Origin of the sequence: Quyinboa sediminis (assembly GCF_042219855.1) — a bacterium.
Taxonomy (GTDB): domain Bacteria; phylum Bacteroidota; class Bacteroidia; order Bacteroidales; family UBA5342; genus JBHJHP01.
Genome location: NZ_JBHJHP010000001.1, coordinates 1 through 26,343, shown reverse-complemented (window position 1 = coordinate 26,343; position 26,343 = coordinate 1). Strand labels below are relative to the sequence as shown.

Annotated in this window: 29 protein-coding genes; 14 read left to right on the top strand and 15 right to left on the bottom strand. The window is 38.0% G+C overall.

The window, feature by feature from the left end; translation table 11 throughout:
* Window positions 1–24 precede the first annotated feature (24 nt).
* The gene (locus ACE1EF_RS00145; RefSeq protein WP_375718565.1) at window positions 25–1,224 is read right to left on the bottom strand and encodes a pyridoxal phosphate-dependent aminotransferase; all 1,200 of its coding nucleotides are present in this window, start codon (window positions 1,222–1,224) and stop codon (window positions 25–27) included.
* A 131-nt stretch (window positions 1,225–1,355) separates the two neighbouring features.
* Here ACE1EF_RS00145 and ACE1EF_RS00140 point away from each other — a divergent pair, with 131 nt between their 5' ends.
* On the top strand, window positions 1,356–2,111 hold the full coding sequence (locus ACE1EF_RS00140; protein ID WP_375718564.1) for a DUF481 domain-containing protein: 756 nt from the start codon (window positions 1,356–1,358) through the stop codon (window positions 2,109–2,111).
* 27 nt (window positions 2,112–2,138) lie between these two features.
* Entirely contained in the window at window positions 2,139–2,813 is a 675-nt protein-coding gene (locus ACE1EF_RS00135; RefSeq protein ID WP_375718563.1) for an HAD family hydrolase, read from the top strand.
* Here the strand turns inward: ACE1EF_RS00135 and ACE1EF_RS00130 are convergent.
* Window positions 2,810–3,532 (bottom strand): hypothetical protein, encoded by a 723-nt coding sequence (locus tag ACE1EF_RS00130; RefSeq protein WP_375718562.1) that lies wholly within the window; start codon window positions 3,530–3,532, stop codon window positions 2,810–2,812. The two genes, ACE1EF_RS00135 and ACE1EF_RS00130, sit on opposite strands and share 4 nt — an antisense overlap.
* Window positions 3,533–3,582: 50 nt before the next feature.
* Between ACE1EF_RS00130 and ACE1EF_RS00125 the strand changes: the two genes are divergently transcribed.
* The gene (locus ACE1EF_RS00125; RefSeq protein ID WP_375718561.1) at window positions 3,583–4,791 is read left to right on the top strand and encodes a carboxypeptidase-like regulatory domain-containing protein; all 1,209 of its coding nucleotides are present in this window, start codon (window positions 3,583–3,585) and stop codon (window positions 4,789–4,791) included.
* Here the strand turns inward: ACE1EF_RS00125 and ACE1EF_RS00120 are convergent.
* Genes ACE1EF_RS00120 through ACE1EF_RS00110 form a run of 3 tightly spaced genes read right to left on the bottom strand, consistent with a single transcriptional unit; the run spans window position 4,788 to window position 6,139 of the window.
* A complete protein-coding gene (locus tag ACE1EF_RS00120; RefSeq protein WP_375718560.1) occupies window positions 4,788–5,264 on the bottom strand; it encodes a hypothetical protein in 477 nt (158 codons plus the stop codon). The two genes, ACE1EF_RS00125 and ACE1EF_RS00120, sit on opposite strands and share 4 nt — an antisense overlap.
* A gap of 9 nt (window positions 5,265–5,273) precedes the next feature.
* Window positions 5,274–5,567 (bottom strand): hypothetical protein, encoded by a 294-nt coding sequence (locus ACE1EF_RS00115; RefSeq protein ID WP_375718559.1) that lies wholly within the window; start codon window positions 5,565–5,567, stop codon window positions 5,274–5,276.
* A complete protein-coding gene (locus ACE1EF_RS00110) occupies window positions 5,567–6,139 on the bottom strand; it encodes an RNA polymerase sigma factor (protein ID WP_375718558.1) in 573 nt (190 codons plus the stop codon). Before ACE1EF_RS00110 ends, ACE1EF_RS00115 begins: the two co-directional genes overlap by 1 nt.
* Before the next feature lie 169 nt (window positions 6,140–6,308).
* Between ACE1EF_RS00110 and hpt the strand changes: the two genes are divergently transcribed.
* From hpt to obgE, 3 genes are read left to right on the top strand one after another with little or no spacing between them, the layout of a single operon-like run.
* On the top strand, window positions 6,309–6,848 hold the full coding sequence (hpt, locus tag ACE1EF_RS00105; RefSeq protein ID WP_375718557.1) for a hypoxanthine phosphoribosyltransferase: 540 nt from the start codon (window positions 6,309–6,311) through the stop codon (window positions 6,846–6,848).
* 2 nt (window positions 6,849–6,850) lie between these two features.
* Window positions 6,851–7,420, top strand: a complete 570-nt coding sequence (locus ACE1EF_RS00100) for an adenylate kinase (RefSeq protein ID WP_375718556.1) — start codon at window positions 6,851–6,853, stop codon at window positions 7,418–7,420.
* Window positions 7,421–7,426: 6 nt separating this feature from the next.
* Window positions 7,427–8,419, top strand: coding sequence for a GTPase ObgE (obgE, locus tag ACE1EF_RS00095; protein WP_375718555.1), 993 nt, complete (start codon window positions 7,427–7,429; stop codon window positions 8,417–8,419).
* A gap of 21 nt (window positions 8,420–8,440) precedes the next feature.
* On the opposite strand, the gene ACE1EF_RS00090 is transcribed toward obgE, so the two are convergent.
* Window positions 8,441–9,604, bottom strand: coding sequence for a 1-acyl-sn-glycerol-3-phosphate acyltransferase (locus ACE1EF_RS00090; RefSeq protein ID WP_375718554.1), 1,164 nt, complete (start codon window positions 9,602–9,604; stop codon window positions 8,441–8,443).
* Between the two features lie 82 nt (window positions 9,605–9,686).
* On the opposite strand from ACE1EF_RS00090, the gene ACE1EF_RS00085 reads away from it, so the two are divergent.
* Window positions 9,687–10,124: an NUDIX domain-containing protein gene (locus tag ACE1EF_RS00085; RefSeq protein WP_375718553.1), complete on the top strand. Its 438-nt coding sequence runs from the start codon at window positions 9,687–9,689 to the stop codon at window positions 10,122–10,124.
* Here ACE1EF_RS00085 and hflX read toward each other — a convergent pair.
* The 3 genes from hflX to ACE1EF_RS00070 form a co-directional block, all read right to left on the bottom strand.
* Window positions 10,081–11,316 carry a GTPase HflX gene (hflX, locus tag ACE1EF_RS00080; protein ID WP_375718552.1) on the bottom strand — a complete coding sequence of 412 codons (1,236 nt, stop codon included), beginning with the start codon at window positions 11,314–11,316 and terminating at the stop codon, window positions 10,081–10,083. The genes ACE1EF_RS00085 and hflX overlap by 44 nt on opposite strands.
* An 80-nt stretch (window positions 11,317–11,396) precedes the next feature.
* The gene (locus tag ACE1EF_RS00075) at window positions 11,397–12,080 is read right to left on the bottom strand and encodes an energy transducer TonB (protein ID WP_375718551.1); all 684 of its coding nucleotides are present in this window, start codon (window positions 12,078–12,080) and stop codon (window positions 11,397–11,399) included.
* A 93-nt stretch (window positions 12,081–12,173) separates the two neighbouring features.
* Complete coding sequence (locus tag ACE1EF_RS00070; protein WP_375718550.1) at window positions 12,174–12,833, bottom strand: energy transducer TonB; 660 nt, start codon at window positions 12,831–12,833, stop codon at window positions 12,174–12,176.
* A gap of 553 nt (window positions 12,834–13,386) precedes the next feature.
* Here ACE1EF_RS00070 and ACE1EF_RS00065 point away from each other — a divergent pair.
* The 3 genes from ACE1EF_RS00065 to ACE1EF_RS00055 all read left to right on the top strand — a co-directional run bounded on the left by ACE1EF_RS00065 (window position 13,387) and on the right by ACE1EF_RS00055 (window position 15,720).
* Window positions 13,387–14,067, top strand: a complete 681-nt coding sequence (locus tag ACE1EF_RS00065; protein WP_375718549.1) for a hypothetical protein — start codon at window positions 13,387–13,389, stop codon at window positions 14,065–14,067.
* Window positions 14,068–14,104: 37 nt separating this feature from the next.
* Window positions 14,105–14,449: a P-II family nitrogen regulator gene (locus ACE1EF_RS00060; protein WP_375718548.1), complete on the top strand. Its 345-nt coding sequence runs from the start codon at window positions 14,105–14,107 to the stop codon at window positions 14,447–14,449.
* An 83-nt stretch (window positions 14,450–14,532) separates the two neighbouring features.
* Window positions 14,533–15,720: an ammonium transporter gene (locus ACE1EF_RS00055; protein WP_375718547.1), complete on the top strand. Its 1,188-nt coding sequence runs from the start codon at window positions 14,533–14,535 to the stop codon at window positions 15,718–15,720.
* 89 nt (window positions 15,721–15,809) lie between these two features.
* Here ACE1EF_RS00055 and ACE1EF_RS00050 read toward each other — a convergent pair whose 3' ends face one another.
* From ACE1EF_RS00050 to ACE1EF_RS00030, 5 genes are all read right to left on the bottom strand, one after another.
* A complete protein-coding gene (locus ACE1EF_RS00050; protein ID WP_375718546.1) occupies window positions 15,810–16,601 on the bottom strand; it encodes an alpha/beta fold hydrolase in 792 nt (263 codons plus the stop codon).
* A 9-nt stretch (window positions 16,602–16,610) separates the two neighbouring features.
* On the bottom strand, window positions 16,611–17,327 hold the full coding sequence (locus tag ACE1EF_RS00045) for a pyridoxine 5'-phosphate synthase (protein ID WP_375718545.1): 717 nt from the start codon (window positions 17,325–17,327) through the stop codon (window positions 16,611–16,613).
* 123 nt (window positions 17,328–17,450) lie between these two features.
* Complete coding sequence (locus ACE1EF_RS00040) at window positions 17,451–18,143, bottom strand: LytR/AlgR family response regulator transcription factor (protein WP_375718544.1); 693 nt, start codon at window positions 18,141–18,143, stop codon at window positions 17,451–17,453.
* On the bottom strand, window positions 18,143–19,174 hold the full coding sequence (locus ACE1EF_RS00035) for a sensor histidine kinase (RefSeq protein ID WP_375718543.1): 1,032 nt from the start codon (window positions 19,172–19,174) through the stop codon (window positions 18,143–18,145). The genes ACE1EF_RS00040 and ACE1EF_RS00035 overlap by 1 nt, the downstream gene beginning before the upstream one ends.
* 2 nt (window positions 19,175–19,176) lie before the next feature.
* Window positions 19,177–19,800, bottom strand: coding sequence for a hypothetical protein (locus ACE1EF_RS00030; protein ID WP_375718542.1), 624 nt, complete (start codon window positions 19,798–19,800; stop codon window positions 19,177–19,179).
* 147 nt (window positions 19,801–19,947) lie between these two features.
* Here ACE1EF_RS00030 and ACE1EF_RS00025 point away from each other — a divergent pair, with 147 nt between their 5' ends.
* Window positions 19,948–20,295, top strand: a complete 348-nt coding sequence (locus tag ACE1EF_RS00025) for a hypothetical protein (RefSeq protein WP_375718541.1) — start codon at window positions 19,948–19,950, stop codon at window positions 20,293–20,295.
* A gap of 6 nt (window positions 20,296–20,301) precedes the next feature.
* Here ACE1EF_RS00025 and ACE1EF_RS00020 read toward each other — a convergent pair whose 3' ends face one another.
* On the bottom strand, window positions 20,302–21,693 hold the full coding sequence (locus ACE1EF_RS00020; RefSeq protein ID WP_375718540.1) for an NfeD family protein: 1,392 nt from the start codon (window positions 21,691–21,693) through the stop codon (window positions 20,302–20,304).
* A gap of 319 nt (window positions 21,694–22,012) precedes the next feature.
* Here ACE1EF_RS00020 and ACE1EF_RS00015 point away from each other — a divergent pair, with 319 nt between their 5' ends.
* From ACE1EF_RS00015 to ACE1EF_RS00005, 3 genes are all read left to right on the top strand, one after another.
* A complete protein-coding gene (locus ACE1EF_RS00015) occupies window positions 22,013–22,516 on the top strand; it encodes a sigma-70 family RNA polymerase sigma factor (protein WP_375718539.1) in 504 nt (167 codons plus the stop codon).
* Window positions 22,517–22,697: 181 nt separating this feature from the next.
* Window positions 22,698–25,217 carry a thiol protease/hemagglutinin PrtT gene (locus tag ACE1EF_RS00010; protein WP_375718538.1) on the top strand — a complete coding sequence of 840 codons (2,520 nt, stop codon included), beginning with the start codon at window positions 22,698–22,700 and terminating at the stop codon, window positions 25,215–25,217.
* Window positions 25,218–26,085: 868 nt separating this feature from the next.
* Window positions 26,086–26,238 carry a hypothetical protein gene (locus ACE1EF_RS00005; protein ID WP_375718537.1) on the top strand — a complete coding sequence of 51 codons (153 nt, stop codon included), beginning with the start codon at window positions 26,086–26,088 and terminating at the stop codon, window positions 26,236–26,238.
* The last annotated feature ends 105 nt before the right edge of the window (window positions 26,239–26,343 follow it).

Sequence of the window (26,343 nt, the reverse complement as noted above, 5' to 3'; positions counted from 1 at the left end):
CTCTTATATAATGTTAAGCAGTTCCTAAATTGTTCTGCCGGGATAGACTTTCAATGCTTCTTCAAGAATGATCACACTTTTTCGCAGATCGTCCTTATTTAAGACGTATGCAATTCTAACTTCATCCTTGCCCAGGTCCGGGGTCGTATAAAACCCTGACATAGGTGCCATAAATATCGTTTCATTATTCAGCCTGTAGTCACTTAACAACCAGGCACAAAAGCGATCCGCATCATCAATAGGTAAGCGGGCCACGCAATAAAACGCCCCCATTGGTATGGGACAGTACACTCCGTTAATCCGGTTCAACCGGTCCACCAGAAACTTACGGCGTTCAACATACTGATTATAAACATTCAGCATGTATTCCTGCGAGGTTCCAAGCGAAGCTTCACCAGCAATCTGGCCAATCAATGGCGGACTTAATCTGGCCTGGCAGAATTTAATTACGTTATCCTTCACCGCCTTGTTCTTTGACACCAGAGCTCCAATCCGTATTCCACATTCGCTGTAACGTTTTGATACCGAGTCAAACAGTATTACATTATCCTCAATTCCTTCCAAATGAAAAGCGGAGATATACGGTGCACCGGTATAACAAAACTCTCTGTATACTTCATCAGAAAACAGGAAAAGGTCATACTTCTTCACCAGATCCCTTATGCTGTCAAGCTCCTTCTGCGTATAAAGATAACCGGTAGGGTTATTCGGGTTACATATCATAATCCCTTTCGTCCTGTCTGTTATCAGTTCCTCAAACTTTTCAACAGGTGGGAGGGCAAAACCATCTTCAATATGCGAAGGAATCGTTTTTATTATCGCACCTGCAGCTATGGCAAAAGCAGTATAGTTGGCATATGAGGGTTCCGGTACAATAATTTCATCTCCCGGATCAAGACATGACATAAAAGCAAAGGTCACCGCCTCGCTTCCACCGGTTGTGACGATAATATCTTCTGCTGTAACATCAATATTAAACGTATGATAATATTCCGCCAGTTTTTTCCTGTAGCTTAAATATCCTTCACTTGGCGAATACTCCAGTATGGTTCGCTGAATATTACGAATAGCTTCCAATGCCTCGGGAGGCGAAGGAAGATCAGGCTGACCGATGTTCAGGTGGTATACCTTTACTCCGTCGGCTTTAGCCTGATCCGAAATTGGCCCCAATTTACGAATCGGGGACTTCGGCATGCGTATTCCTCTTTCTGAAATAATTGGCATAAAAACGTTATAACCCTGATTTTTATCAGTTTTTTAATAGCGAGCAAAGATAATCATGCAAACGAATAATTGCAATTTTAGAAGCTTTCATTTCTTTTTTTATTTTTGTCCTCAGAATTAATGCTTGTACCATGCGGCTCATAATTACGTTAACGGCTCTTCTTTTCACTCTCAATGCGTTTTCCCAGATCATCAGCCTTGATGAAAGGCGATCAAAAAATCCGGTCCGGGGTATTCAGGGAGAATTGAGTTACTCGTTAAACTTTACACACAATAATAAAGATATTATACAGAATGGTTCCCGCATGAAACTTCAGTACAATGACAGCCTGAACACCTATATGATATTTGGTGATATTGTTCTGGATCAGGTAGATAAAGAAAAAAATATTAACAAAGGGAACTTCGGTATAATTTACAATTTCATGGTACCTGAAAAATTCATATCCGCTGAAGCCATCTATCAATATGACTATAATGATGTAAAAAAGTTGAAATACCGCAATATCCTTGGTGGTGGCCCTCGTTTTAAGATTGCTTCGTCTCAAAAGTTCTCCCTCAGTCTCGTCGCTTACACCATTTATCTGAATGAATTATATGAAAACGCCGAGATTATTAACCGCAAAAGCCTTGTAAAATTCAGTTCCCTGTTAAACTTTAGCTGGCAAATGAGTGAAAACACGAAATTACAGCACAGCACTTACTATGAGCCTGACTATTCAGATCCTGAGGACTACAGAATATGGAGTGAATCGCGTTTGAAAATTGACATCCGTAAAAACTTTTCATTTAATCTGTTTTTTAAAATTGACTATGACTCTTTAACACCCAGTGGAGTTGATAATCTTTACTATACTATAAACAATTCCTTTAATTACTCCTTTTAAGGTAGAAGACTAATATTAAAACAACCCATGAACGTTAATAATATAAATGCTTTTTTATTCGATATGGATGGCGTGTTATATAACTCCATGCCATTGCATGAAAAATCATGGAAAGAAACATTCAAAACAATCAACGTGGATTATCCCACTGAGATGATCTATATGAACGAAGGAAGACCCGGCCGGGAAACAATAGTAGAAGTATTTAAAGATATCCTGAACGAAACACCGGATCAAAATACAATTGAAGAGTTGTATGCCAGAAAAACAGAGCTCATGAATGAAATGGGAAAGGCTGATCTGATTGCCGGAATGCCGGAAATAATAGAGTTCCTTCACGACAGATCATTTAACCTTTGTGTTGTTACCGGTTCTTCACAAAAATCCTTAATCAATTATATCAATCACCATTACAATAATCGTTTTAAGGATTCTTTTATAACCGGTGAAGATGTGGAAAGAGGGAAGCCTGCCCCGGAACCCTATCATAAAGCATTATCCCTTATGGGATGCAAAGCTTCTGAAGCCATTGTTATAGAAAATGCTCCGTTGGGTGTTCAGGCAGCCAAAGCTGCCGGAATATTTACTGTTGCTGTCAATACAGGGAAACTCAAAAATAAAACGCTGTCAGAAGCAGGCGCAGATATTGTTTTCGACAGTGCCATTCAACTCAGGGAATGGTTAAGGGATACATTTTCTTAATAATGTCCCAGAGTCTTACTGATTTTAGCTACATTAGGATCAGTACCCGGGTCGATTATTGTATTGTTTGCCTTGGCCCTCAACATATCTTTTCTTAATTCAATAAAGGCTGTATTTATAGCATCAATTTTTGTCTTTTGTTCTGCCAGCTGGGCTTCCACCTGTTTTAATACTTCATCCTTTGCGGCCATCTCATTTTGAAGCCTTGCAATTTCACTGTTCTTATCATTAATCTGATCCACCCTTTCCTGCAATCTCTTCTGAACCTGATCGTTCTTTTCCCTGGCCAGTTTTAAAGAGTAATTGATACTTATAGTATCCCGCTTTAACTGCTCAATAGCAAATTCGAGCCTGGTAATTTCATTGCTTGCCTGTGTATTGTAAAATCGCTGGTCCTTATATAAATCCTGCGTACGCGAAAGCTCTGTCTGTGCTCTGTTAAAGTTCTCCTCCATCTCCTTCAGTTTTGCGGCTAATTCTGAAAGATCTCCATCCTTTACCGAATTACTGTACCGCAGATTCTGATTAAACTCATCGAACTCCTTTTCAGAATTTGCAAGATCACTCTTCAGCTCATCGTTCTCCTTTTGCAAATTGGTTGCCTGCTTCACATACTGGTTTTTTAATGTTTCCATTGCAAGATACTTTTTCTTGGAAACACATCCTCCTGCAAATAATATTGCCAGGATTAAGAAGCTAAGCCCCAGTCTATTCTTCATACAGTTTTTTTTTCTAATTTTACCCCAAATATAGATAAAAAAACAACTTCATGAAAAGTAGATTCAGAAGGGCAGGTCACACATACTTTACACTTATCGCAATCATCGTAACAACATTATATTCAGGCAGTTTTACATTCTCCCAGGTCACAGATAAATCTGATATGGATTTCCTAAAAAAATCTGAAAGAGAAATTCGTGGTAAAATTGTAAATGAATATAACGGAGAAGGCATCCCGTTTGCGAATATCGTTATTGAAAATACACTCACAGGAACATCCACCGACGAAGAAGGAAATTTTATCCTGACTTATCCCGAAGAACTTGAAAACAGTAACATTTTTATTTCGGTTATCGGATTTTCCGCAAAGCGTTTTAAATTATCAGAACTTGAAAAAGTTGAAAACGCTGTGATTGAACTAAAACCCATTAATTACGAAATAGTTAGCATAAACATAGAAGCAGAATCTAAAGTTTTGTATGGTTATGTGAGAAAAGCGATAAAAAACGTGGAAGAAAACTTCATTTCTGATCCGTTCATTTACAATTTTAATTATAAAAATACGTACATCGCCGGGAATATAAACCGGGTTACGGAATCACAGGGAACAATTACCGATGATTCAGGCTACAAATTCCAAACCCCTGCAGAGCTTTTTAAAAGCAGAACATATTCCTTTTTAAGTACCAAGCGCAACTACCGGGAGGTTCCGTTCAAAACCGGCATGACCAACATGGATGAATTGCTTAACTATGATGTGGTTAGAAGTCATACCAGTATCTTTTCAGATGAAAATTTATATCAGTATCAGTTGGAACTTCTTGATTCTGAACCATTCGATGGAGACACATTAATACACATAGCCTTTAAAAATCTGGATCCGGACCTGATTACCACACAGGATGCCTATATTAAATATTATGAAGGCGAATTATACCTTTTAAAAAACGAAGGTGTAGTAATCAAATGTATCATTAAAGGCAGCAGCACAAAAAAATCTGTACTGGGTAAATCGTATTATGTTAAGGGGAATAATGACCTGTTTGGAGATGATATTCAATATGTCGCCACCATAGTTTATCATAATCAGGGGGACAAATATCACCTGAGTTCCGTAAATTTGAATGAGACGTTTGTAACTGACAATAAGCTCAAAGGAAAGCAGGTTACCCAACTTATAATTCCGGATCATAAAGTTCTGGACCAAAAACCGGCCATCGGTATCCGGGATTACTTTAACAATCCCGATGGATATTAATTATCTCCGGGTGGTGGCGGAGGTGGCGGCCCCTGGGATCTTTTACCATGATCCGAACTGTCGCGTCTTCCGTCTCTCCAACGATCATTATTCCGTCCCTGATTTTTCATTCTCTCTCTGAACTTCTCAATTCGTCGTTTCTTAATATCTTCTACAACGTTCAGCTGATCCTGAGTAAGAATAGGCGCAATTTCCTCTTCCATATCTTCCCAGAGCGGTTCAATCTCCTTTGCAGCGTCCCTCATTATCTGATGCCCTTTATCAGAATACTTGAACACAATTGGCATTATCTTATCTCTCTGCTCCTGCGAAGCATGAATTTCATCAAGCGTGCGTGTCCAGAAGACTACTTCTCCCCTTCTCCAGTTGTAGTTTTTTATTTTTTTTGACACAATACTGCTGTTGGTCAAAAAACCGATAAAAAATCCAAGGATCAGGACAACAACTAACTGAATAACAACTTTAAGTTTCATAATTGACTTTTATAAATCAGCTAAAGACAATACGAGAGAGTTTTCAACTGAAAGATCTTTTACTCCTAATAAAGAATCCATTCCAAGACTTCCGTTCATTACAAAGATAGCCAGTAAAATAGCGGCAATTGCAACAAAACCGGAATATACAACACGCTTAAAGAAACGGTTATACACAATTTCATACCGTGTTTCTTTTCTGTCTTTGTCCAACCTGGCTTTCAGCCTGGTTTCGAAAAACGGTCTGAAATCCCGATCGTAATTCTTAAGTAAGACATCAAAATTTTCACTGTTCTTTTTCATCACACTATCATTAAGTCTTTTATAACTTCCTTTAACTTATCCTGTGCTCTTGCAAGCCGGCTCAGCACAGTTCCCTGAGGTAAACCTAACATATCGGCTGTTTCTCTGGTTGAATATCCCTGTATCAACCTTAAAACCACAACGGTCCTGAATTTTGGCTCCAGTTCGGAAAGCGCTTTTTCCACAATCTCATTATTATCAATCTCCTCATCCATTCTTGTTTCATCTTCCACATCAATTTCCAGATGTGAACCATCGTCTTTCTGAAAAAAGAAAAAAGCCTTTCTTTTTCTTTTTTTGAGTTCGTTCAACGATAAATTGATGGCTATGCGGGTCAGATAGGTACTCAAACTACTGTCTCCCCTGAATCCATCAATGGAATGATAAAAGCGGATAAATACATCCTGACCAACGTCATCAGCCTCAGGCGTATTACCCAGCATACCGAATACAGTTTTAGCCACCTGCTTTCTATAGCGTTCAACGATGATAGTATATGCATACTGATCGCCGTTTTTTACCCGATGGAGTAAATCTATATCAGAGATATTGCTTTGCAAAACTGATTCCATTTCATATTTAAGACAATCAAATATATCATTTTATTCCATTGATGCGAAAATCTTTACACACGTGTGGCATATTAAGGTGCCATATCGTATGTATGATCCTAAATTTTGCTTTGGGTAACGAACTTTTTAGCTTAAATTTGTCGGCTCAGAACACATACGTTATAAGAACATGCAGCAGATACAAATTCACGACAAGACTTTCGGAATCTCAATTCTCCATGAAGAGATCAGGGCTTCAATACGGAGGGTTGCAATGAAGATCAATGAAGACCTGAAAGGGAAAACACCTATTTTTGTTTGCATCCTGAACGGGTCATTTATGTTTGCCTCTGATTTACTTAAGGAAATCACTCTTCCTTGTGAAGTCAGCTTTGTAAAAATGGCCTCCTATCAAGGTACTAAATCTTCCGGTATTGTTAAGGAACTGATCGGGTTTAATGAGTCGCTAAAAAACAGAACCATTGTAATAGTGGAAGACATCGTTGATTCCGGCAATACCATGGGACTGATTATTGACAAACTCAATGAATTAGGAGTTGAAGAAGTTAAAATTGCAACACTCCTGTTGAAACCGGATGCATACAAAAAAAGTATTCCACTGGACTATGTCGGCATGAGTATCCCCAATGACTTCATTGTTGGTTACGGACTGGATTATAATGGTCACGGCAGAAATTTAAAGGATATCTATAAAAACATAAGTGATTAGTGATGAAAAACATTGTAATTTTTGGCCCTCCAGGATCAGGTAAAGGTACACAGAGTGACAAAATTATTGATGAATTTGGACTGGCGCACATATCAACCGGCGATGTGCTCAGAGCCGAAATTGCTAAAGAAACTGATCTCGGCATTCTGGCAAAAAAATACATTGATGATGGACAGCTCGTTCCTGATGATGTAATAATCGGAATGCTTGCCGGTAAACTGGACGAACTCAAAAACACTAAAGGTGTAATCTTTGATGGTTTTCCGAGAACAACAGCTCAGGCTGTTGCACTAAAGGAGATGCTCAATGAGCGTGAAACCGATGTTGCTGCCATGATCAGCCTGGAAGTCAATAAAGAAGAACTTATTGACCGTCTGTTGAAACGGGGCAAAGCTTCCGGTAGATCGGATGATAACCTCGAAACCATTGAGAAAAGAATAAATGTATATCATAAACAAACAGCTCCGGTAATTGAATTTTATAAGATGGAAGGCACCCATTATCCGGTTCACGGTGTTGGTTCCGTTGACGATATCTTTTCTGATATTGCACACATTATTTCTAAAGCTTAATATTTTATGGCAGGAACAAATTTTGTTGATTATGTAAAAATATTTTGTCGCTCCGGTAAAGGGGGATCAGGATCTGCCCATCTGCGCCGTGAAAAATTTGTTCCAAAAGGGGGTCCTGATGGAGGTGATGGAGGCCGTGGCGGACATGTTATTCTAAAAGGGAATAAGCAACTGTGGACTCTTCTTCATCTAAAATATCAAAGGCACATATTTGCTGATGATGGTGAAAGTGGAAGTCAAAGCCGAAGTACCGGTGCCAGTGGAAAAGACCAGATTATAGAAGTACCTCTGGGTACCGTTGCAAGAGATGAAGAAACGGGAGATGTCATTTTTGAGATCACTGAAGATGGCGAGGAAAAAATACTGGTTGAAGGCGGCCGCGGCGGACTGGGTAACTGGCATTTTAAAACAGCAACTAACCAAACGCCCAGATATGCACAACCGGGTGAACCACGCGTGGAACGTACTGTGGTGCTGGAATTAAAAATTCTGGCTGATGTTGGCCTCGTTGGATTTCCCAGTGCAGGTAAATCCACACTCCTTTCTGTTGTTTCTGCGGCCAAACCGGAAATTGCTGATTATCCGTTCACTACCCTGGTTCCGAATCTTGGTATCGTCTCCTACCGCGAACACCAGTCATTTGTTATGGCTGATATTCCCGGAATTATTGAAGGTGCACATCAGGGTAAAGGTTTAGGACTCCGTTTTCTTCGTCATATTGAACGAAATTCCATTCTATTGTTTCTTATTCCTGCTGATAGTGATGATATTCATAAAGAATACCAGATTCTCCTGAATGAGCTGAAACAATATAATCCTGAATTGCTTGACAAAGACCGGATTTTGGCCATATCGAAAAGTGATCTACTGGACGAAGAGCTGATACAGGAAATAGAAAATGACTTACCAGAAATTCCATATATGTTTATATCCTCAGTCAGTAACATGAACATTACCAAACTTAAGGATCTGATATGGAAAGAATTAAATAAGAAGTAGATATTAAATTTTGAACAGGAACTACATAATTGGTGTACCCTTAGCTTCGTAATGATTTATCAGTGGATTGGAATACATTTCAATCAATGAGTTCAAAAGAAAATCATACTCCTTCTCTTTTTCTGGTACTTTATTCAACTGATTCTCAACATAGCTATGAAACTTGTTTTTATCAGCTTGCGAATACATATCTTTAAATTTATCACTTCCGGTCAGTAAATCATAAGCTATATAATTACCGGGATAAAACCTGTAATTGAGATGAATATGCTTATCAATAAGCTGAGCAAGGCCGGCAACCTGTTGATTTCGGTCCCCTACATCCCTTAGGTCCGATAATTCATGAGCAATGGGTTCACAAATATGAAAATGAACACGCCCTTTATAACCTTTAAGACCTGTATACATACTTTCCAGATCATCTTCAGAAGTTTTCTTAAATTCCGGATTATCCCTTTTCATTAAAAATTCCCGTGCCTTAAGAAAATCGCATGGGTCATATTCATAGGATATTGAGACAGGAAGAAAATTAAGCTCCTTCATATTATCAATAAAGTTACTGTCCCCACTCATATTCAGCATTTTTAATACTGCAAGATGCGTCCTGTCATTGGCATCTTTAGATCTTCCTTCCCGTTGGGCCATCCATATGGAATGGCCGTTATCATTCATGGTATGTTTGATATAATCTGATAATCTCTGTGATACCTCAAACATTTGCCGCACAGGAACATTCCGGTTCACAATAAAGCTTTTATTTAAACGGACCAGGTGCCTTATCCATGGATAAATCAGCAGGTTGTCCCCGATGGCTATTTCCGTAGTATCAAAACTATTTGATATCAACAATATGTTTAAAAAAGCCGGATCGAGAATGATATCCCGGTGATTGGAAATGTAAAAATACGGCGTACTTTTATTCAGTTTCTCCAGCCCGTCAATAGTCAGAGAATCGGCAGTTAACCGTGCAATATTCTGAACGTATGGTGCAATGACCTGTTCCTGAAAATCCGCAATGGAATTAAGGCTGAATAATAATTTAAGAAAACCCTTGACTGATAATTCAGGATACAAAAATCCTATTAACCTTAGAAAATCAGGCTCACCAGCAAGTTCATGAAAAATTTTTTGTACTTCATCGTCCCTGTAAGGTCTGATGGCATCATAATCCGAGTGATCAAACATGCTTTAAATGTAGTTTACTGCAAAATTAGACTTTAAAATGAATTATATCTAATTTTGGTTTCTTTTTAAGTATATTTAAAATATGACATATTCTTACAAGTATCCCCGTCCAATGGTCACTGTTGATATAATATTGTTGACAAATACTACACCCGAACGTGTATTACTTATTCAGAGAAAAAACAATCCATTCAGAAACAACTGGGCGCTTCCCGGAGGTTTTGTGGAAATGGAAGAAGAACTGGAAGAGGCGGCAATCCGTGAGCTGCAGGAAGAGACAGGGATCGAAATACCACAATTACATCAGTTTAAAACTTATGGCACAGTCAACCGGGATCCAAGAGGCAGAACCATTTCAATCATCTATTATAAATGCATTGAATCTGAATACAAAGCTGTTGCTAACGATGATGCGGGAGATGCCGGATGGTATTCAGTAGATAATTTGCCGGATCTCGCATTCGATCACAAAAAAATTATTGAAGATTTTCTGAATCATCGAAATCATCTTCCCCTGTAATCTCATAAAGGAAATCGTTATACGGAAACCGGGTGACATGAATCTCCTTAACTTTTTCATAGATCACGGTCTTCAGGGCATCAATATTTTGTTTTTCTCTGGCAGAGATAAAAATGCATGGTGCATTATGACTTGCCATCCATGACCGTTTTAATTCATTGAGAGAGTAATTTGCCCTTGTTTTAGGAGTTAAATCATCCTCATCTTTTCTGATATATGAATAGGCATCAATTTTATTAAACACAACCAACGTCGGCTTTTGAACCTCGGTTATTTCCAGAAGTGTATTATTCACCACCTCAATCTGTTCTTCAAAAGAGGGATGGGAAATGTCAACCACATGTATCAGATAATCAGCCTCACGAACCTCATCAAGCGTCGATTTAAATGATTCGACCAAATCGTGCGGTAATTTCCGGATGAACCCAACAGTGTCAGAGAGTAAAAATGGAAGATTATCAACCACAACCTTTCTAACGGTCGTATCCAGTGTTGCGAAAAGTTTATTTTCGGCAAAGACCTCTGATTTACTGAGGAGGTTCATCAATGTTGATTTACCGACATTGGTATATCCAACCAGGGCGACACGTACCAACTTCCCCCTGTTTTTTCGTTGAGTTGACTTTTGCTTATCTATTTTCTTTAATTGTTCTTTTAACCGTGCAATTTTATCGAGAATAATCCTGCGGTCTGTTTCAATCTGAGTCTCCCCGGGGCCGCGCATTCCAATACCACCACGTTGTCTTTCGAGGTGCGTCCACATACGGGTTAAACGGGGCAAAAGATACTTATACTGCGCCAGTTCAACCTGTGTTTTTGCATGGGCTGTTTGTGCCCGTTTCGCGAAAATATCGAGTATAAGATTGGTTCTGTCCAGTACACGAACCGATAAGAAACGTTCAATATTTCGCAACTGTGTGGGCGTTAGCTCATCATCAAAAATAACCAGATCAATATCTTCCGTTTTACAATAATCCAATATCTCCTGTAGCTTACCCTGCCCCACAAATGTTTTCGGATTTGGTTTATCCAGCTTTTGCAGAAACTTTTTGGAGGGAATTGCACCGGCTGTTTCTGCCAGAAAAGCCAGTTCGCTCAGATATTCTTCCGCCTGTTCTTCCGTTTGATCCTGGTTAATTACACCGACTAGGATTACTTTTTCCTCTTCCTGTTCTATTCTGGACTCGATCATAAATACCTTTAAATGTAAAAATTTGACATTACAAAAAAACCCGGCAAAAAGCCGGGTTCTCAATATTATTAAGAACAATCTTAGTTCAATACAAAGTTTATCGGAAGCATGAATGATACGTTTACCGGTTTACCTCTCTGTTCACCCGGTTCCCATTTAGGCATTGATTTCACAACCCTGATGGCTTCCTGGTCAAGTGCCGGATCCACACCACGCACAACCTTAATATTGGATATTTCACCCGTTTTACTGACCACGAAATTAACGTAAACACGTCCCTGAATTCCATTTTCCTGAGCAATGGTCGGATATTTGATATTATCACTGAGGAATTTCATCATTGCAGCTTCACCACCCGGAAATGATGGCATTTTTTCTACAATCTGGAATACCACGTTTTCATCAATTTCTTCATCTTCAGTATCAATATCTACAAAATCAACCTCAGTATCTTCATCAATTTCAGTATCTTCAATGATCAGCTCTTCCTCCAGCTCAACATCATTTTCCACAATATTCAGAACCTCTGAAATTTTTGGTGGTGGTGGTGGTGGTGGTGGTTGAACCTGCTCTTGCCTGGTTACAGGAATAGCTTCTTCTTCCAGAACTTCTTCCTGAATCTGGAAATCGTTGACGTCACTTACATCATTCTGTGACCATTCAAAAGCGATGAACATAAAACCAAGAACAATGACTAAACCCAGCTGGGTAAACATCATTTTTGATTTTTCGAGATTTGCTTTCGGTGATTTTTTAATATCCATTTTTACTTATTTATTATATCACAAAATTACAAAATCAATTTGTTTTTATTGCCCGGTAAATATATATATTTTCTGTTTCTTAAAAAATTAATTTTACTTCAACACAAAATTCACCGGCAATGTCATACGAACCCTAACTTTCTGTCCGTTCTGCATGCCTGGTACCCAGTTGGGCATTAAATGAACAATACGCAGCGCCTCTTCATCTAAAGAACGGTCTTTTTCCCGTACTATTTTCACATGACTTACAGAACCATCCTTTTCAATAATAAACGCAACAAAAACCCTGCCTTGAATTCCAATCTCCTTAGCTATTTCAGGATATTTAATATTCTTTCTTAAAAATTCATACAATGCCTTCTCACCACCCGGGAATTTAGGCATTATTTCAACAAGTGGTAAAGCATCATCAATGACTTCTGTTGTTACCGGAATGTCGGGAAGAAAATCTTCCGGTGATTCCTTGCCAGGTTCATCAAACTCAGGTTCCTCATTAATCTCAAGTGTGTACTCCTTTACAATCTTCATTCTTTCAAAACTTGCTTTTAATAAGGGTAATTCCGTTTTCTTCTGCTCTTCCCTGTAAACAGGAATCTGTTGTTCAGGCACAAAAACCTGTGCCGGTTGGTCATCAATAATTCTGATATGAATTTCTGAAGTAGACCATTCAAATGAGATAAAAATAAATCCCAGAGAAATTAATACGCCGATAAACAAGTTCACGGATGAACGATGATCTTTAATTCGTTTCATAACTTAAAAGATTAATTGGTTAGTCAGCGTAAATTCAATTCATATATCTCGTATTTAGTTAAGCATCCTGCTCTGTTATTTTACTTATGGTTTAATGTCTCGTTTTATACTGTATTGATATAACGTATTAATCAAAACTATATTGCACAGGTCTCACAGAATAAAAATACCATTTTGAAACCTCTTGTTATTTTTATATATCATTTTGATATTTTTAAAGATAGTTTTAATGGGTGTTAAGTTTAATTTTTTATGTTGTAGAGCTATTTTTACAAATAATATATATTGTTTTTATCCCACCACACCCCTATTTTTTGGTCTTTATTTTAATTTTTCACCTTTTTTAAAGACACATACCCCTATTTTTAAAGGGTACTATTTAGTTTTTTTATGTTTTTTACATTTTTATTGGAAATTATTTGGATGATATATCTTTTTGACATTATATTTGCATCGTGATTAACATTTAGTCATATATTAACTGAGAATAAAATTTGGAAATCATAAATTAAGAGAACAAACAAACGATTGTATAACACTAATTTTTAACATCATGAAAAAGGTAAAAAGAATCTTGAGTGTATTGGTTTTGAGTTTAATTGTACTACCTGGTCTTACTGCTCAGGAGTTTTCAACCGGTCTGGATATTTATTCAAGCTATATCTGGCGTGGTTCTAAATTTGGAACGGGTGCTGCATTCCAACCTTATGTTGAATTCAGTGCCGGTGATTTTGCCCTTGGCGCATGGGGATCCGTAAGTACAGGTGGACTTGATTTTGAAACAGATGATGACGGCAACGTGAGCTTTATTGGATCAGAAGGATTTGAAATGGACCTTTATGCAAGCTATTCATTCGGTCCTGTATCACTAACCGTTACCGATTACTATTTCGGACCTGACTGGACTGATTTTTCTGCTAATCATTACATTGAACCAATGATTGGAGTTGGTGTCGGTGACCTCAGTCTTACCGGTGCCTATATGTTTGCTCCGGGTTTTGAGGCAGGCGATACCTATGTTGAAGCAGCTTATGCATTTGGATCATTCGATCTGACACTTGGTGCTGGTGATGGTGCATATACTTCTGATGGCAGCTTCACCGTTTGTAACATCGCAGTGGGTACATCCAAAGAAGTCAAAATTACCGACAGTTTCTCGCTTCCTGTTTCAGGTTCTGTAATATTAAACCCATCAACAGGTGGCTTCTTTATCACAGTTGGAATCTCCCTATAATATATAAAGAGGAATTTAACGACAAAACAGTATTATCATGAAAAAGATTGAAGCAATCATTCGATTAACAAAATTCGAAGAAGTAAAACATGCATTGGAAGCTGAAGACATCACATTCTTCTCTTACTGGGACGCCAGAGGTGTTGGTATTGCAAAGGAAGGTCACCTCTACAGAGGTACCAAATACGACACCAGTATTATTGAGCGTAGGTACATTTCCATCATTGTCAGAGACATTAACCTGGATAAAACACTGAATGCCATTACCAATGCGGCACGCACGGGTGAAGTTGGAGACGGAAGGATTTTTGTTTCCGACGTGGAAGATACAGTGAGAATCAGAACCGGAGAAAGAGGTCCTGAAACACTATACGAGAAATAAAAAAATAAAAGGGGTGGCTGCCGCAAACAGTCCAACCCTTTTGAACAAGATTAAAAACACATAAAGGTATAAAAATTATTATCATGGATACATACGCTATAGATTTAATGTGGGTTCTTATAACCGGAATACTTGTAATGTTTATGCAGGCAGGTTTCGCACTGGTTGAAACCGGTTTTACACGCGCCAAGAATGCTGGTAACATTCTGATGAAGAACTTTATGGACTTTGTATTTGGTTCATTACTTTTCTGGCTTGTAGGGTACAGTATAATGTACGGAGGAGAGGGCTGGTTTGCTGGTAAATTAAGCTTCTTTTACGACAACCCTGAAGATATGCACAGTCTGTTTTTCCAGACCGTATTTGCAGCGACAGCAGCAACAATTGTTTCCGGTGCGGTAGCAGAACGGACAAAATTTACTGCTTACCTGGTAATCAGTGCTTTAATTACCGTTGTAATTTATCCTATTTCAGGTCACTGGATCTGGGGCGGTGGATGGTTAAGCGAACTAGGATTTATTGATTTTGCTGGTTCCACAGCTGTACACTCTGTAGGTGGCTGGGCTGGTCTGGTCGGTGCAATCCTCGTTGGTCCGCGTCTTGGAAAATACGAAAACAAAAAAGTCAATGCCATACCGGGTCACAACCTGATATTAGGTGGCTTGGGTGTGTTCATCCTGTGGTTAGGCTGGTTCGGTTTCAACCCTGGTTCACAGCTTGCAATCAGCGGTGACAATGCAAATGCTGTTGCAATGATCGTTATTACAACCAACCTGGCTGCTGCTGCCGGTGCACTGGCTGCCATGGTAACAACATGGATACAGTTTGGAAAACCTGATATCTCAATGACATTGAACGGTGCCCTGGCCGGACTTGTAGGTATTACCGCAGGTTGTGCTGCAGTTTCTCCTGAAGGAGCTGTTGCCATCGGTATCATTACAGGTGTAGGTGTGGTGTTCTTTGTAGAACTGTTTGACAAAGTACTCAAAGTGGATGATCCTGTTGGTGCAATCTCTGTTCACGGTGCATCAGGTGCACTCGGAACACTGCTTGTAGGTGTATTTGCAACCGACGGTGGTTTACTCTACGGTGGTGGATTTCATCAGTTAGGAATTCAGGCCATTGGTGTACTTGCTGTAGGTGCATGGACAATCGTAACTGCATTCATTCTGTTCTTTATTCTTAAGAAAACAATAGGTATCCGCGTACCGACCAACGAAGAACGTGAAGGTCTTGACATCCACGAACACGGTCAAAGCGTATATAACTAGAACGAATTTCCCAACGTGGTTTTTGCCATGTAGTTTTGTTCTCCCAAGAAGGAAGTTTCGGGCCACCGAAGCTTCCTTTATTTTTTTATTCAGGATAAAAAAAAGCGAATAGTATTTATCAGAATTCTAGGCTGCTGTACATGAACCCAGTGTCCTGCATCTTTCACAGTTACCAGTTCAGCATTAGGAAAGTATTTTTTAATGTAGAACAGATCATCAGGATGGATATAGGGCGAACGCTCTCCCCTTATAAACAGCACATCGGTATTATTCTCACCTTTAACATTATCAAAGCCATCAAGAATTCCGGGTAAGGATTCCTTTAAAACCGGCAGATTAATCTGCCAGGTAAATTTACCGTCTTTATTTCTCTCTATGTTTTTCAATAGAAATGACCTGAGATTCGGATCCGGCAAATCTTTAGAAAAAAGTGCATCTATATCTTCTCTGCTTGAAACACCTTCCAGTGCATGACTCATAAGAGTATTAATGATATCAGTATGATTGGCCGTTTCTTTACCAAAATTTGTCGCATTGGAATAATTTTTTGGTGCAATATCGACAATGATCAGTTTGCTGATCCGGTCGGGATATTTAAGCGCAAAACGCATGGCGACTTTCCCTCCCATGGAATGACCCAGCAGAATAATCTTATTCAACCCCAGATCATCCAGTAATTCAACAAGATCGTTTACCATTGCGTCGTATGTATGATTGCTGCTGAATTCACTTCTTCCATGGTTACGTAAATCCGGTAAAATGAACTGATACTCATCTTCCATCTTTCTGACAATTGACATCCAGTTATCAGACATGCCGTACAAACCATGTAAAATAACGAATGGTGAACCAGTTCCCCGTGTTCTGTAAAATAATTTCAAAACAGAATTTTATTTTGTAAGAATATCCAGATATTGTCCAATTGTATTTTCCAGACCAAGATATAAGGCTTCACAGATCAAAGCATGACCTATTGAAACTTCGTCTATATAAGGAATTTTCTCAATTAAAAATGCCAGATTCTCAAGACTTAAATCGTGCCCGGCATTAATTCCCAAACCTACTTTTCTGGCCATTTTTGCTGCTTCTACAAAGGGCAAAACAGCTTCATCCCTGTCTTTTCCATATTTCGAAGCATAGGGTTCCGTATACAGTTCAATTCTGTCAGTACCTGTTTCCGCTGCATTTTTTATGTTATCGACATCCGTATCTATGAAAATGGAAGTTCGAATACCTGCCGAACGAAACTCTTCTATAACTTCAGACAGAAAGCTAAAATGCTCAAACGTATCCCAACCACTGTTTGATGTTATGGCATCCGGTGGATCCGGCACCAGAGTTACCTGCTCGGGCCGAACCTTTTTTACAAGGTTAATAAATTCTTCAGACGGATATCCTTCAATGTTGAATTCTGTAGTTACAACAGGTCTGAGGTTTACCACATCCACCCTCTTAATGTGCCTCTCGTCCGGTCGGGGATGAATGGTTATTCCATGTGCACCAAAATTTTGACAATCCCTGGCAACCTGAACTACATCAGGCACATTTCCACCTCTGGCATTTCTCAGAGTGGCTATTTTATTGATATTTACACTTAACTTTGTCATTTGTTAAAATTAGACTGCAAAAATACAAATCATTTTCCTATACCCGCAAAACATCTGCATCAATACTAACAACAATGAAAAAATTAAGTTCTCATAATTAAATTATCCTATTAATAAACAGCACTATAACATATTGTCAGAAGACAATATATTGTGCCTGTATGCTTTACCAACCGGCACTAACCTGCCATTCACACTAACCTGATTCCCTTCTATATATTCAATGTGTTTACTATTCACAATAAACGACTTATGTATGCGCTCAAAACCATATCCACGCAACTGAAATTCCAGATCCTTCATTGTTTCATGCACTATTATCTTATTATCCATGGTTTGAACCGAAACATAATCTCCCAGTCCTTCAATATAATAGATTGACTCGTACTTTACACGGTAAATTCGTTTACTGGATTTAAAAAATATGACGTCTTCAGCTTTAAAAGTCTCTGACTGCTTTATCTCCCTGAATAACTTATTTACAGCAGAAGCAAACCGGTCATATGAAAATGGCTTTAGTAAAAAATCAACCGCATGAATATCAAAACCGTCAACGGCAAATTCCGGATAGGCGGTTGTTAAAATAACCTTGGGAGGATTTTTTAACGACCGGTAAAACGCAACACCATCAGTACCCGGCAAATTAATATCTAAAAAAATAAGATCTACAGAATGCAAATTCAAATAGTCTCTGGCTTGCTCAGAGCTTTCTGCCTCCATTACAATTTCCAAATGCTCAAACTGATGAATATAATTCTGCAAAACCTTTCTGGCAAAAGGCTCATCTTCAACTATCATACATTTTATTACAGACATTACTTCTGTGATTTAAGTACTAATCTTACCCGATATACAGATTGTGTTTCGTATTTTTCAAAGTTATAACTATTTTTTTTGTAGAGTAAATCCAATCGCCTTAGTGCATTGTCAACGCCAAGCCCACCCTTACTAAATCTCCTCTCCTCTTCATTAAAAGAATTTTCTGCCACAAATTCAAGCGCGTTTTTGTGTCGCCTGATAATGATGTGAATAAAAAAGCTCCCCTTTTCATTGACCGACAAATGTTTAAAGCAATTCTCTACAAAAGGTAATAAGACTAATGGAGGGATATACATTTCATCGAATTTACCCACTATTCTCAAATCAATATTGCTGTTATTATTATTAAAACGTTTTTCCTGAAGTTTAAAATATGCACTTATAAAGTCCGCTTCCTTCGCGGCACTAACAAACGGCTTTCCGGATTCATAAAGACTGTATCTTAGCATATCAGACAGATTTAAGATTGAAGCGGGCAGTGTTTCATCCTTATTCAGTGCTTCACTATACAATGTATTTAATGTATTAAATAAAAAATGGGGATTCACCTGTGACTTAATCAGCTGTAACTCCATGTTCCTTTTCTCGGATTCAATTTCTGATAAGTGAAACCACCCCCTGGCAAGTTTTATAAGGGTGGTAATAAGAATGTATCCTGCAAGGAATAGGATATAATCACGATATTCAAAGTAAGATATAAAGAAGTAACCTTTTAATATATGATCAATTAAATGGTTAAATAAGAACTGATAGAAGAAGGCCATTCCTGAAGCCAAAACGATTACACCCAATCCATAACCCGTATATCTATTCCTGCGTAATAACCAGGGAATCAGAATGTAAAGATTCAGGTATACAGTAATCCATAGTGGAATATGAAATATAAGTGCAAATATAACATCAATCTTCGCTGGCTGAGCCGATACCTTAAACAGATAAGTCAACACAATAATTGATGTCAGCCAGAAAGCAAAATGCTGAAGCAACCTTAGTTTAAACAGAGAACGGAATATGTTATCAGTCTTCAAATCTATTTTATTTTTATCAGTTTCTGATCCATGCTGTAAGCATCATCCAAGTGTCCGTATTTCCTGACAAACTCCTGTAATTCATGTGGTCTCGCCGTTAACAAGGTGTTTGATTCGTTTTTCTCGTGACGAATCCTCACCCTATTTTCTCTTATTTGCTGATCCAGCCAATCAGGATCAAACCAACTTATTTCAACACTATCGTTCCAGTAATCCAGTCTGGCAAAGGTATGAACCGGCATCATGTGCAGGTCGAATAAAACAAAATCACCTCTGTCCCCCTTTGTCGGTGCGTAATTATCAAGATAAAAATCAAGATAATAGCGGTTATCGAGTTTAATTACATGCACTGCTAAAGTAGATTTTTCAGTTTCTCCATCTGCAGTGACTATTTGCATGACATACCCGGTACTGTCATCGATTTTTATTCCATTCTTTTTCACGGTGGGATAGTTAAATATCCATACTGTTGAATCGTCACCATACCATTTTCCAAGTAACAAATCATTCGCAAATAAATCTTTTTCTTCATATAACGGATAAAATGATATGACTACACATCCCGGAATAATAATAAAGAAAAGTAAACCGGCTAAAACGTTGTATTTGCTTCTTTTTGGTTTCATAATCTTTTTTATCCAAATGTAACCATTGAAACCATTTGTATCTATTTTTTTCGATCAACACATCTGTCTTATCGATAAATGTAAATATTTGGAAGTAAAACAAGTTTAAGGTTTTCAAATAAAAAGTTATACTTGCAAAAAAAGCGAATGGATTATAATAAAAATATTCGTAGTACCTGGATCATGGTTATTGTGATCACTGCTTTTGCATATATCATTTCCGGACTCATTGAACTCAGAAGCAAAAATGATATCTGGTGGGCAGTATCTAAATTAATTACAGGTTCAGTATTACTTTTTAATGGTCTGACTATAAAAATAAAAAAAGGAATTATATTCAAAAATGTTGCACCTTATTTCATTTTGTTCTTCCTTGGATATGTACTTTCGCTTGTTGGAGTAATGATTAGTTTTAATGCTTCTCTTTGGTACCCCGGAATATTGCTCCTCTTAAGTTCAGCCATTTTAGCATTCATTAAAAAGAATAACAATTAACCTGGTTCATTCGGTTTTTACTACATATACCTGGCCACTTTCCTGTGCTATCACTCTTATTGCTGCACCTTTTTCTATAAAACCATCTTCAGATTTTGCATCGTAATATTCATCGTTAATGATTACCCTGCCCGATGGACGAAGTACGGTTGTAGCCACACCGGTTTTACCCACCAGTTTCTTTAGCTCCGGATCAAAGCTCACAAAACCAAGTTCTGCATTCTCAGAACTCTGAAGCGATAATTTTGCAAGTCTGCCTCTTCCCCAGAACTTTTTAGTTAACCAGACTGAGCCTAAAAGACCCATAAACATCCCCATAACGACAACCAACAGTGCCCGAACCATACCTGACACATCGACTCCTTGAAAATCGAAATTCCTGTTACCGACTAAACTTAATGACAGCCCCAGAATAACAAGCAATATACCTGAAATGCCTGCAACCCCGAATCCTGGAATTACAAATATTTCCAGAGCTACCAAAATTAAACCGATAATAAAAATCAGAATTTCCCAGTTGGCAGCCAGCCCATCAATATATAATGGAGCAAAATAAAGTATTGCTGCAAGTACTGCAATTGCCAGAGGGAAGCCGATACCAGGGGACTGAAGTTCAAAATAAATACCACCAATAATAAGCATCACTAATATTCCATGCAATACCGGACTGGTTAGTATGCCCTTCAGTCCATCATAAAAACTCGGTGTAAACTTTACTACTTCTGCAGATTTATTTCCGGTTTCCTGTATAACCTGCCCGAGATTTTCAAATATCCCTTCACAATAACCATGATCGAGGGCCTCCTGTGCTGTGAATGTCAACACCTTACCTGTATCGATAATACCCGGGATATAAATGGATTCATCGACCATTGCTTCGGCGATACGTGGATCGCGAAACCACTTAATTACAGTATCATTTCCTACTATTACAGTATCTTTCCCATGCGCTTCTGCAGTTGAACGGATAGTAGCTCTCATATAGCTCTGATATTTATCCGGTAATTTCTCGCCTGTCTGGTTTACCACAGTTGCAGCTCCTATGTTTGCTCCCGGACGCATGTAAATGCTATCACAGGCAACAGAAATCAGTGCACCCGCTGATGCGGCATTATTGTCAATAAAAACATATACCGGAATTTTTGAATTCAATATTTTAGTTCTGATGGAATCAGCGTAGATCACCATTCCACCATATGTATTCATGTGAATATATACTGCCTTTGCATTCAGTGATTTTGCCTCCCTGAAACCTTCATCTACATGAATCCACGATGTACTGTTAATTTCCTGCTTTATATCAATAACATACACAGTATTTTTCAAACTGTCAGCTTGTGCATAACCACACATTATAATGCAGAGCAGAGCAGGCAAAAGGACTAATATTCTTTTCATTTTCAAATATTTATCTAATACATCATGTTCCTTACAAATATAATCATTCATATGTAAAACAGGCTATATACTTTGTTCATCTAAAATCTTAACAGAACAAAAATTTATTAAAAATATGACAATTTTTTATTTAGACAAACATAATTTTCCGAACTTCAATATTCACTCATTCAAACATTTACAACTATGTCTATTTAGACGTATTCTACATTAAAGAAATATTTCCACATATCTTTATTTGGACTTTATCTAAATAATGCATTATATTTGTTACAGCAAAACCAAAATAAGTATAGTTAAACCAAAAAAAATTAAAGACATGACAACACTTCAATTTCAGGATAAAGTACTGGGTCTTCAAAGCAAATTATACACATTTGCTTTAAGTTTAACTGCAAACGTGGAAGATGCACAGGATCTTCTGCAGGAAACAACTTTAAAAGCACTTCGCAATAAAGATAAGTTCGTTGATAATGTCAATTTTAAAGGTTGGATGTTTACAATTATGAGAAACATCTTTATCAATAATTACAGGAAATTTATCAACAGTCAAACTTTGATTGACAAAACAGAGGATTTATATCATCTCAATTTACCACAGGATTCAGGATTTCAAACACCCGACGGCGCTTATTCATTAAACGAAATTAACAAAGTACTGAACAGTTTTCCTGAAGAGTATAAAAAACCATTCTCGATGCATGTTGCAGGTTTTAAATATAAAGAAATTGCAGACGACATGGAATTACCCATCGGTACTGTAAAAAGCAGAATATTTTTTGCAAGAAAGAGATTGATGAATCAGCTTAAAGATTACAGATAATAATTTTTGTTCTTAGACTATAATCCGGCCCGTGCAATTTTGCATGGGCTTTTTTATTTTAATATAGTAAGTAGTTTTTAGAGCCACACTGTCATTAATGAAATAATTGTTATTTTAATGATAATTTATCTTTATGTATAAATACTTACTCTATCTGCTTGTTTTGTTGACCTCTCATAGTATGGCAAGAAATGTTACTCCTGAAACTGCGTTATCTGCAGCCCGGAACTATCTTGAGATACATAGTACTGACATAGGGTTTAAAAGTTCTGAGGCTTATAAATTAAAACCTGTAGATATAGGAACAGCAAAAGAATCATATGTTACAAAGTCAGCAACAACTTCTCCTCCATTTTACACATATGATATAAATGATGGTTCCGGCTTCATCATTATAAGTGGCAGTAACAGCACTAAACCGGTACTGGGATATTCGTTCAATTCCAAAATTGATCCGGAACATATACCTGATGCAATGATTGAATTACTGGAACAATATAAAGAAGAAATTGATTTTGCCTCTAAACACAATGCTGTCGCTGATATAAAAAATGAGTGGGATCGGTTATTAAATAGTTCTGTGAATACAAAAAGTGGAGTTGTATATCCTGATGTAGTCCCGATGATTGATACAAAGTGGAGTCAGAGCCCCTATTACAATAATTTATGTCCAGAAAATGAATTAGGACAAAGAGCAGTAACCGGTTGTGTAGCCACGGCAATGGCCCAGATCATGAAATTTCACAACTATCCGGAACACGGTCAATCCTTCTACGATTATATCGCAAATAATTTTGGCCAGCAAAGTGTGATTTTTGCCAACCAGACCTATGAATGGTCCGAAATGCCTCAAAATTTAAATGCTACAAGCAGTGCTTCAGAAGTTGAAGCGGTCGCCAAACTTATGTATGACTGTGGGGTAAGTGTAAGCATGAATTACGGCATTACAGCAAGTGGTTCTACGATGAACCGACTCGCGAATGCATTGAGAAACTATTTCGGATATGAACAGGATCTTCGCATAATGCACATGCACAATTTCACCTACCAGGACTGGGTGGATAGTGTCTGTAATGAACTCAATAATGACAGACCATTGCTTTATGCCGGATTTGGAAGTTCAAGTGGACATGCATTTATCATTGACGGATATTCAAATAATGATGGTGATAAGTTTCATATAAACTGGGGCTGGGGTGGCCTTAATGATGGCTATTTTGAATTAACAGCACTGAATCCAGGAGCTTATCCTGCTGGATTTAACTATTATCAACATGCTGTATTTGGTGTTCAACCGCCATTAAATAGTGAAGAATATAACCTGGCTATGTGCCATGGAATAGAATTCTCCAGCGATACATTATATATGAATAGTCCATACAACATTACATTTAATGCGATAAATAACGGGCCGGATAATTTTAACGGGGACATCGCTGCTTTCCTGTTCGATAAAGATTCTGCTATGATACAATATTCCGGTTATCAGTGGAATAAGACAATTAATGCAGGTGATTCACTGGGAGACGGGCTGGTTTTTAATAACAGTTACCTAAGTGTACCAGGTGGAAATTATCTGCTAGGGGTGTTCTACAAAACAGACAGAACAAACTGGATGCCTTTTAAAGACAGTGAATTCATGAATTTCAAAGAAATAACTGTAATTGAATCTGATAGCATTTCATCACTTATTCTCAAGGATTCTTTGCAATTAACCCCTTTTGCACCAGTCCAAAATGACAGTCTTGGCATCTTCATACATGCTTTGAATAAATCTGAAAAAACATTTTTGGGAAAGTTAAAGATTAAGGTTTTTAATAATTGGGGCAATTTCATCAGTGTAATTGATTCCAGCAAATTTATTGAAATCAAGCCTGATTCTTCCATTAATCTGACACTAAAGCTGGATTCCGTAAAATTGTCTCCGGGTAAATATTTTATCAGTGTATTTGAATGTCCTGTTGGAACTGTAAATGAGTACCGTATTAATCCGGGCTTATATCAAAACCCCATTTCTCTTATTATATTACCCGAACCTCCTAAAGGTGACCGGTTTGAAAATAATGACTCGATTGAGGTTTCACAACAACTCCCTGTTGAAATAAACTCAAACTATTTTTATAAAATCTTTGACAGTTTAAGTATTCATACAGACAGCGATGTTGATTATTTCAAAATTTATTTGCCAGAAGGCCCGTATCGGTACAATATTAATATCTATACCAACACCTCTTCAGAGCGAGATAAAGAAGGAAGCAATAATCCACAATATAACGAAGGGGCAATATCACTTCAACTATTCGATGGCAATGCCTGGACAACAGCTTTCACCCAACAAACTCAATCTGCATATCCTGCAAACCCAGGAGATACTATATGGATTAAGCTTTTTCCATATTTTACAGGACTAACCACAGATTACTCAATGACCATCTATATTTCAAGAACAGTAACCACAGAATCAAATAAAAACAAGTCAGGAATTTCGGTTTATCCAAGTCTTTTTAATAGTGTTCTCTATTTTGATACTTCTGATAAAATTGAAAGTATTGAAATATATAATACAAACGGTTTATTAATTTATACTGGCAAAAGCAACATCAAAGCCTTAAGTACATCTCATTGGCTATCAGGAACATATATTGTAAAAACATCTTTAAACAGCGGAATTAAAAATATTTGTACTGTTGTAAAACAGTAACTTCTTCTCATGAATAACCCTCAGAGTCCCTCCTGTTTTATACAGGGGGGATTCTGTTTTTTTTTTTTAGAATTAAACCATAAAACACAATAATGTATATTCGTATGTCGATTCCTGATTAATACGGCCAAAATTAACAGCAAAGTTTTTCGCATATAACTGAGTCTCCAATTATTATCGTGATCCCGATGCCAGCAGGGTCGGGACAGTATCACCGGGGCTACCTGGCCCGATGGTATTCCGCGATAGTATATCCATGTTTAAAATCCTAATTAGTAATCACAGGCAGAAGGTATGCCACGGGGCTTAATGCAATACACTGGTTTGGCACTTTTAGTGTGTAGCCTTAAAATTACAGGCATAAAAAAAGCCTCCCCGATTACTCCGGTAGGCTTTTCTTTAAAATGGCGGCTTCCGATAGCTATCGGAACTACTTTCCCATCCCGATGCAAGCAGGGTCGGGACAGTATCACCGGCGCTACCTGGCCCGATGGTATTCCGCGATAGTATAATCCATGTTTAAAATCCTAATTACTAATCACAGGCTAAAGGTATGATACAGGGCTTAATGCAATACACTGGTTTGGCACTTTTAGTGTAGCCTTAAAATTACAGGCATAAAAAAAGCCTCCCCGATTACTCCGGGAGGCTTTTCTTTAAAATGGCGGCTTCCGATAGCTATCGGAACTACTTTCCCATCCCGATGCCAGCAGGGTCGGGACAGTATCACCGGCGCTACCTGGCCCGATGGTAATCCGGGATAGTATAATCCATGTTTAAAATCCTAATTAGTAATCACAGGCAGAAGGTATGCCACAGGGCTTAATGCAGTACACTGATCCGGTACTTTTAGTGTAGCTGTAAAATTATGGGCATAAAAAAAGCCTCCCCGATTGCTCCGGGAGGCTTTTCTTTAAAATGGCGGCTTCCGATAGCTATCGGAACTACTTTCCCATCCCGATGCAAGCAGGGTCGGGACAGTATCACCGGTGCTACCTGGCCCGATGGTATTCCGCGATAGTATAATCTCGGGTTAAAATCCTAATCAGTAATCACAGGCTAAGGGTATGCCACAGGGCTTAATGCAATACACTGCTTTGGCACTTTTAGTGTAGCCTTAAAATTA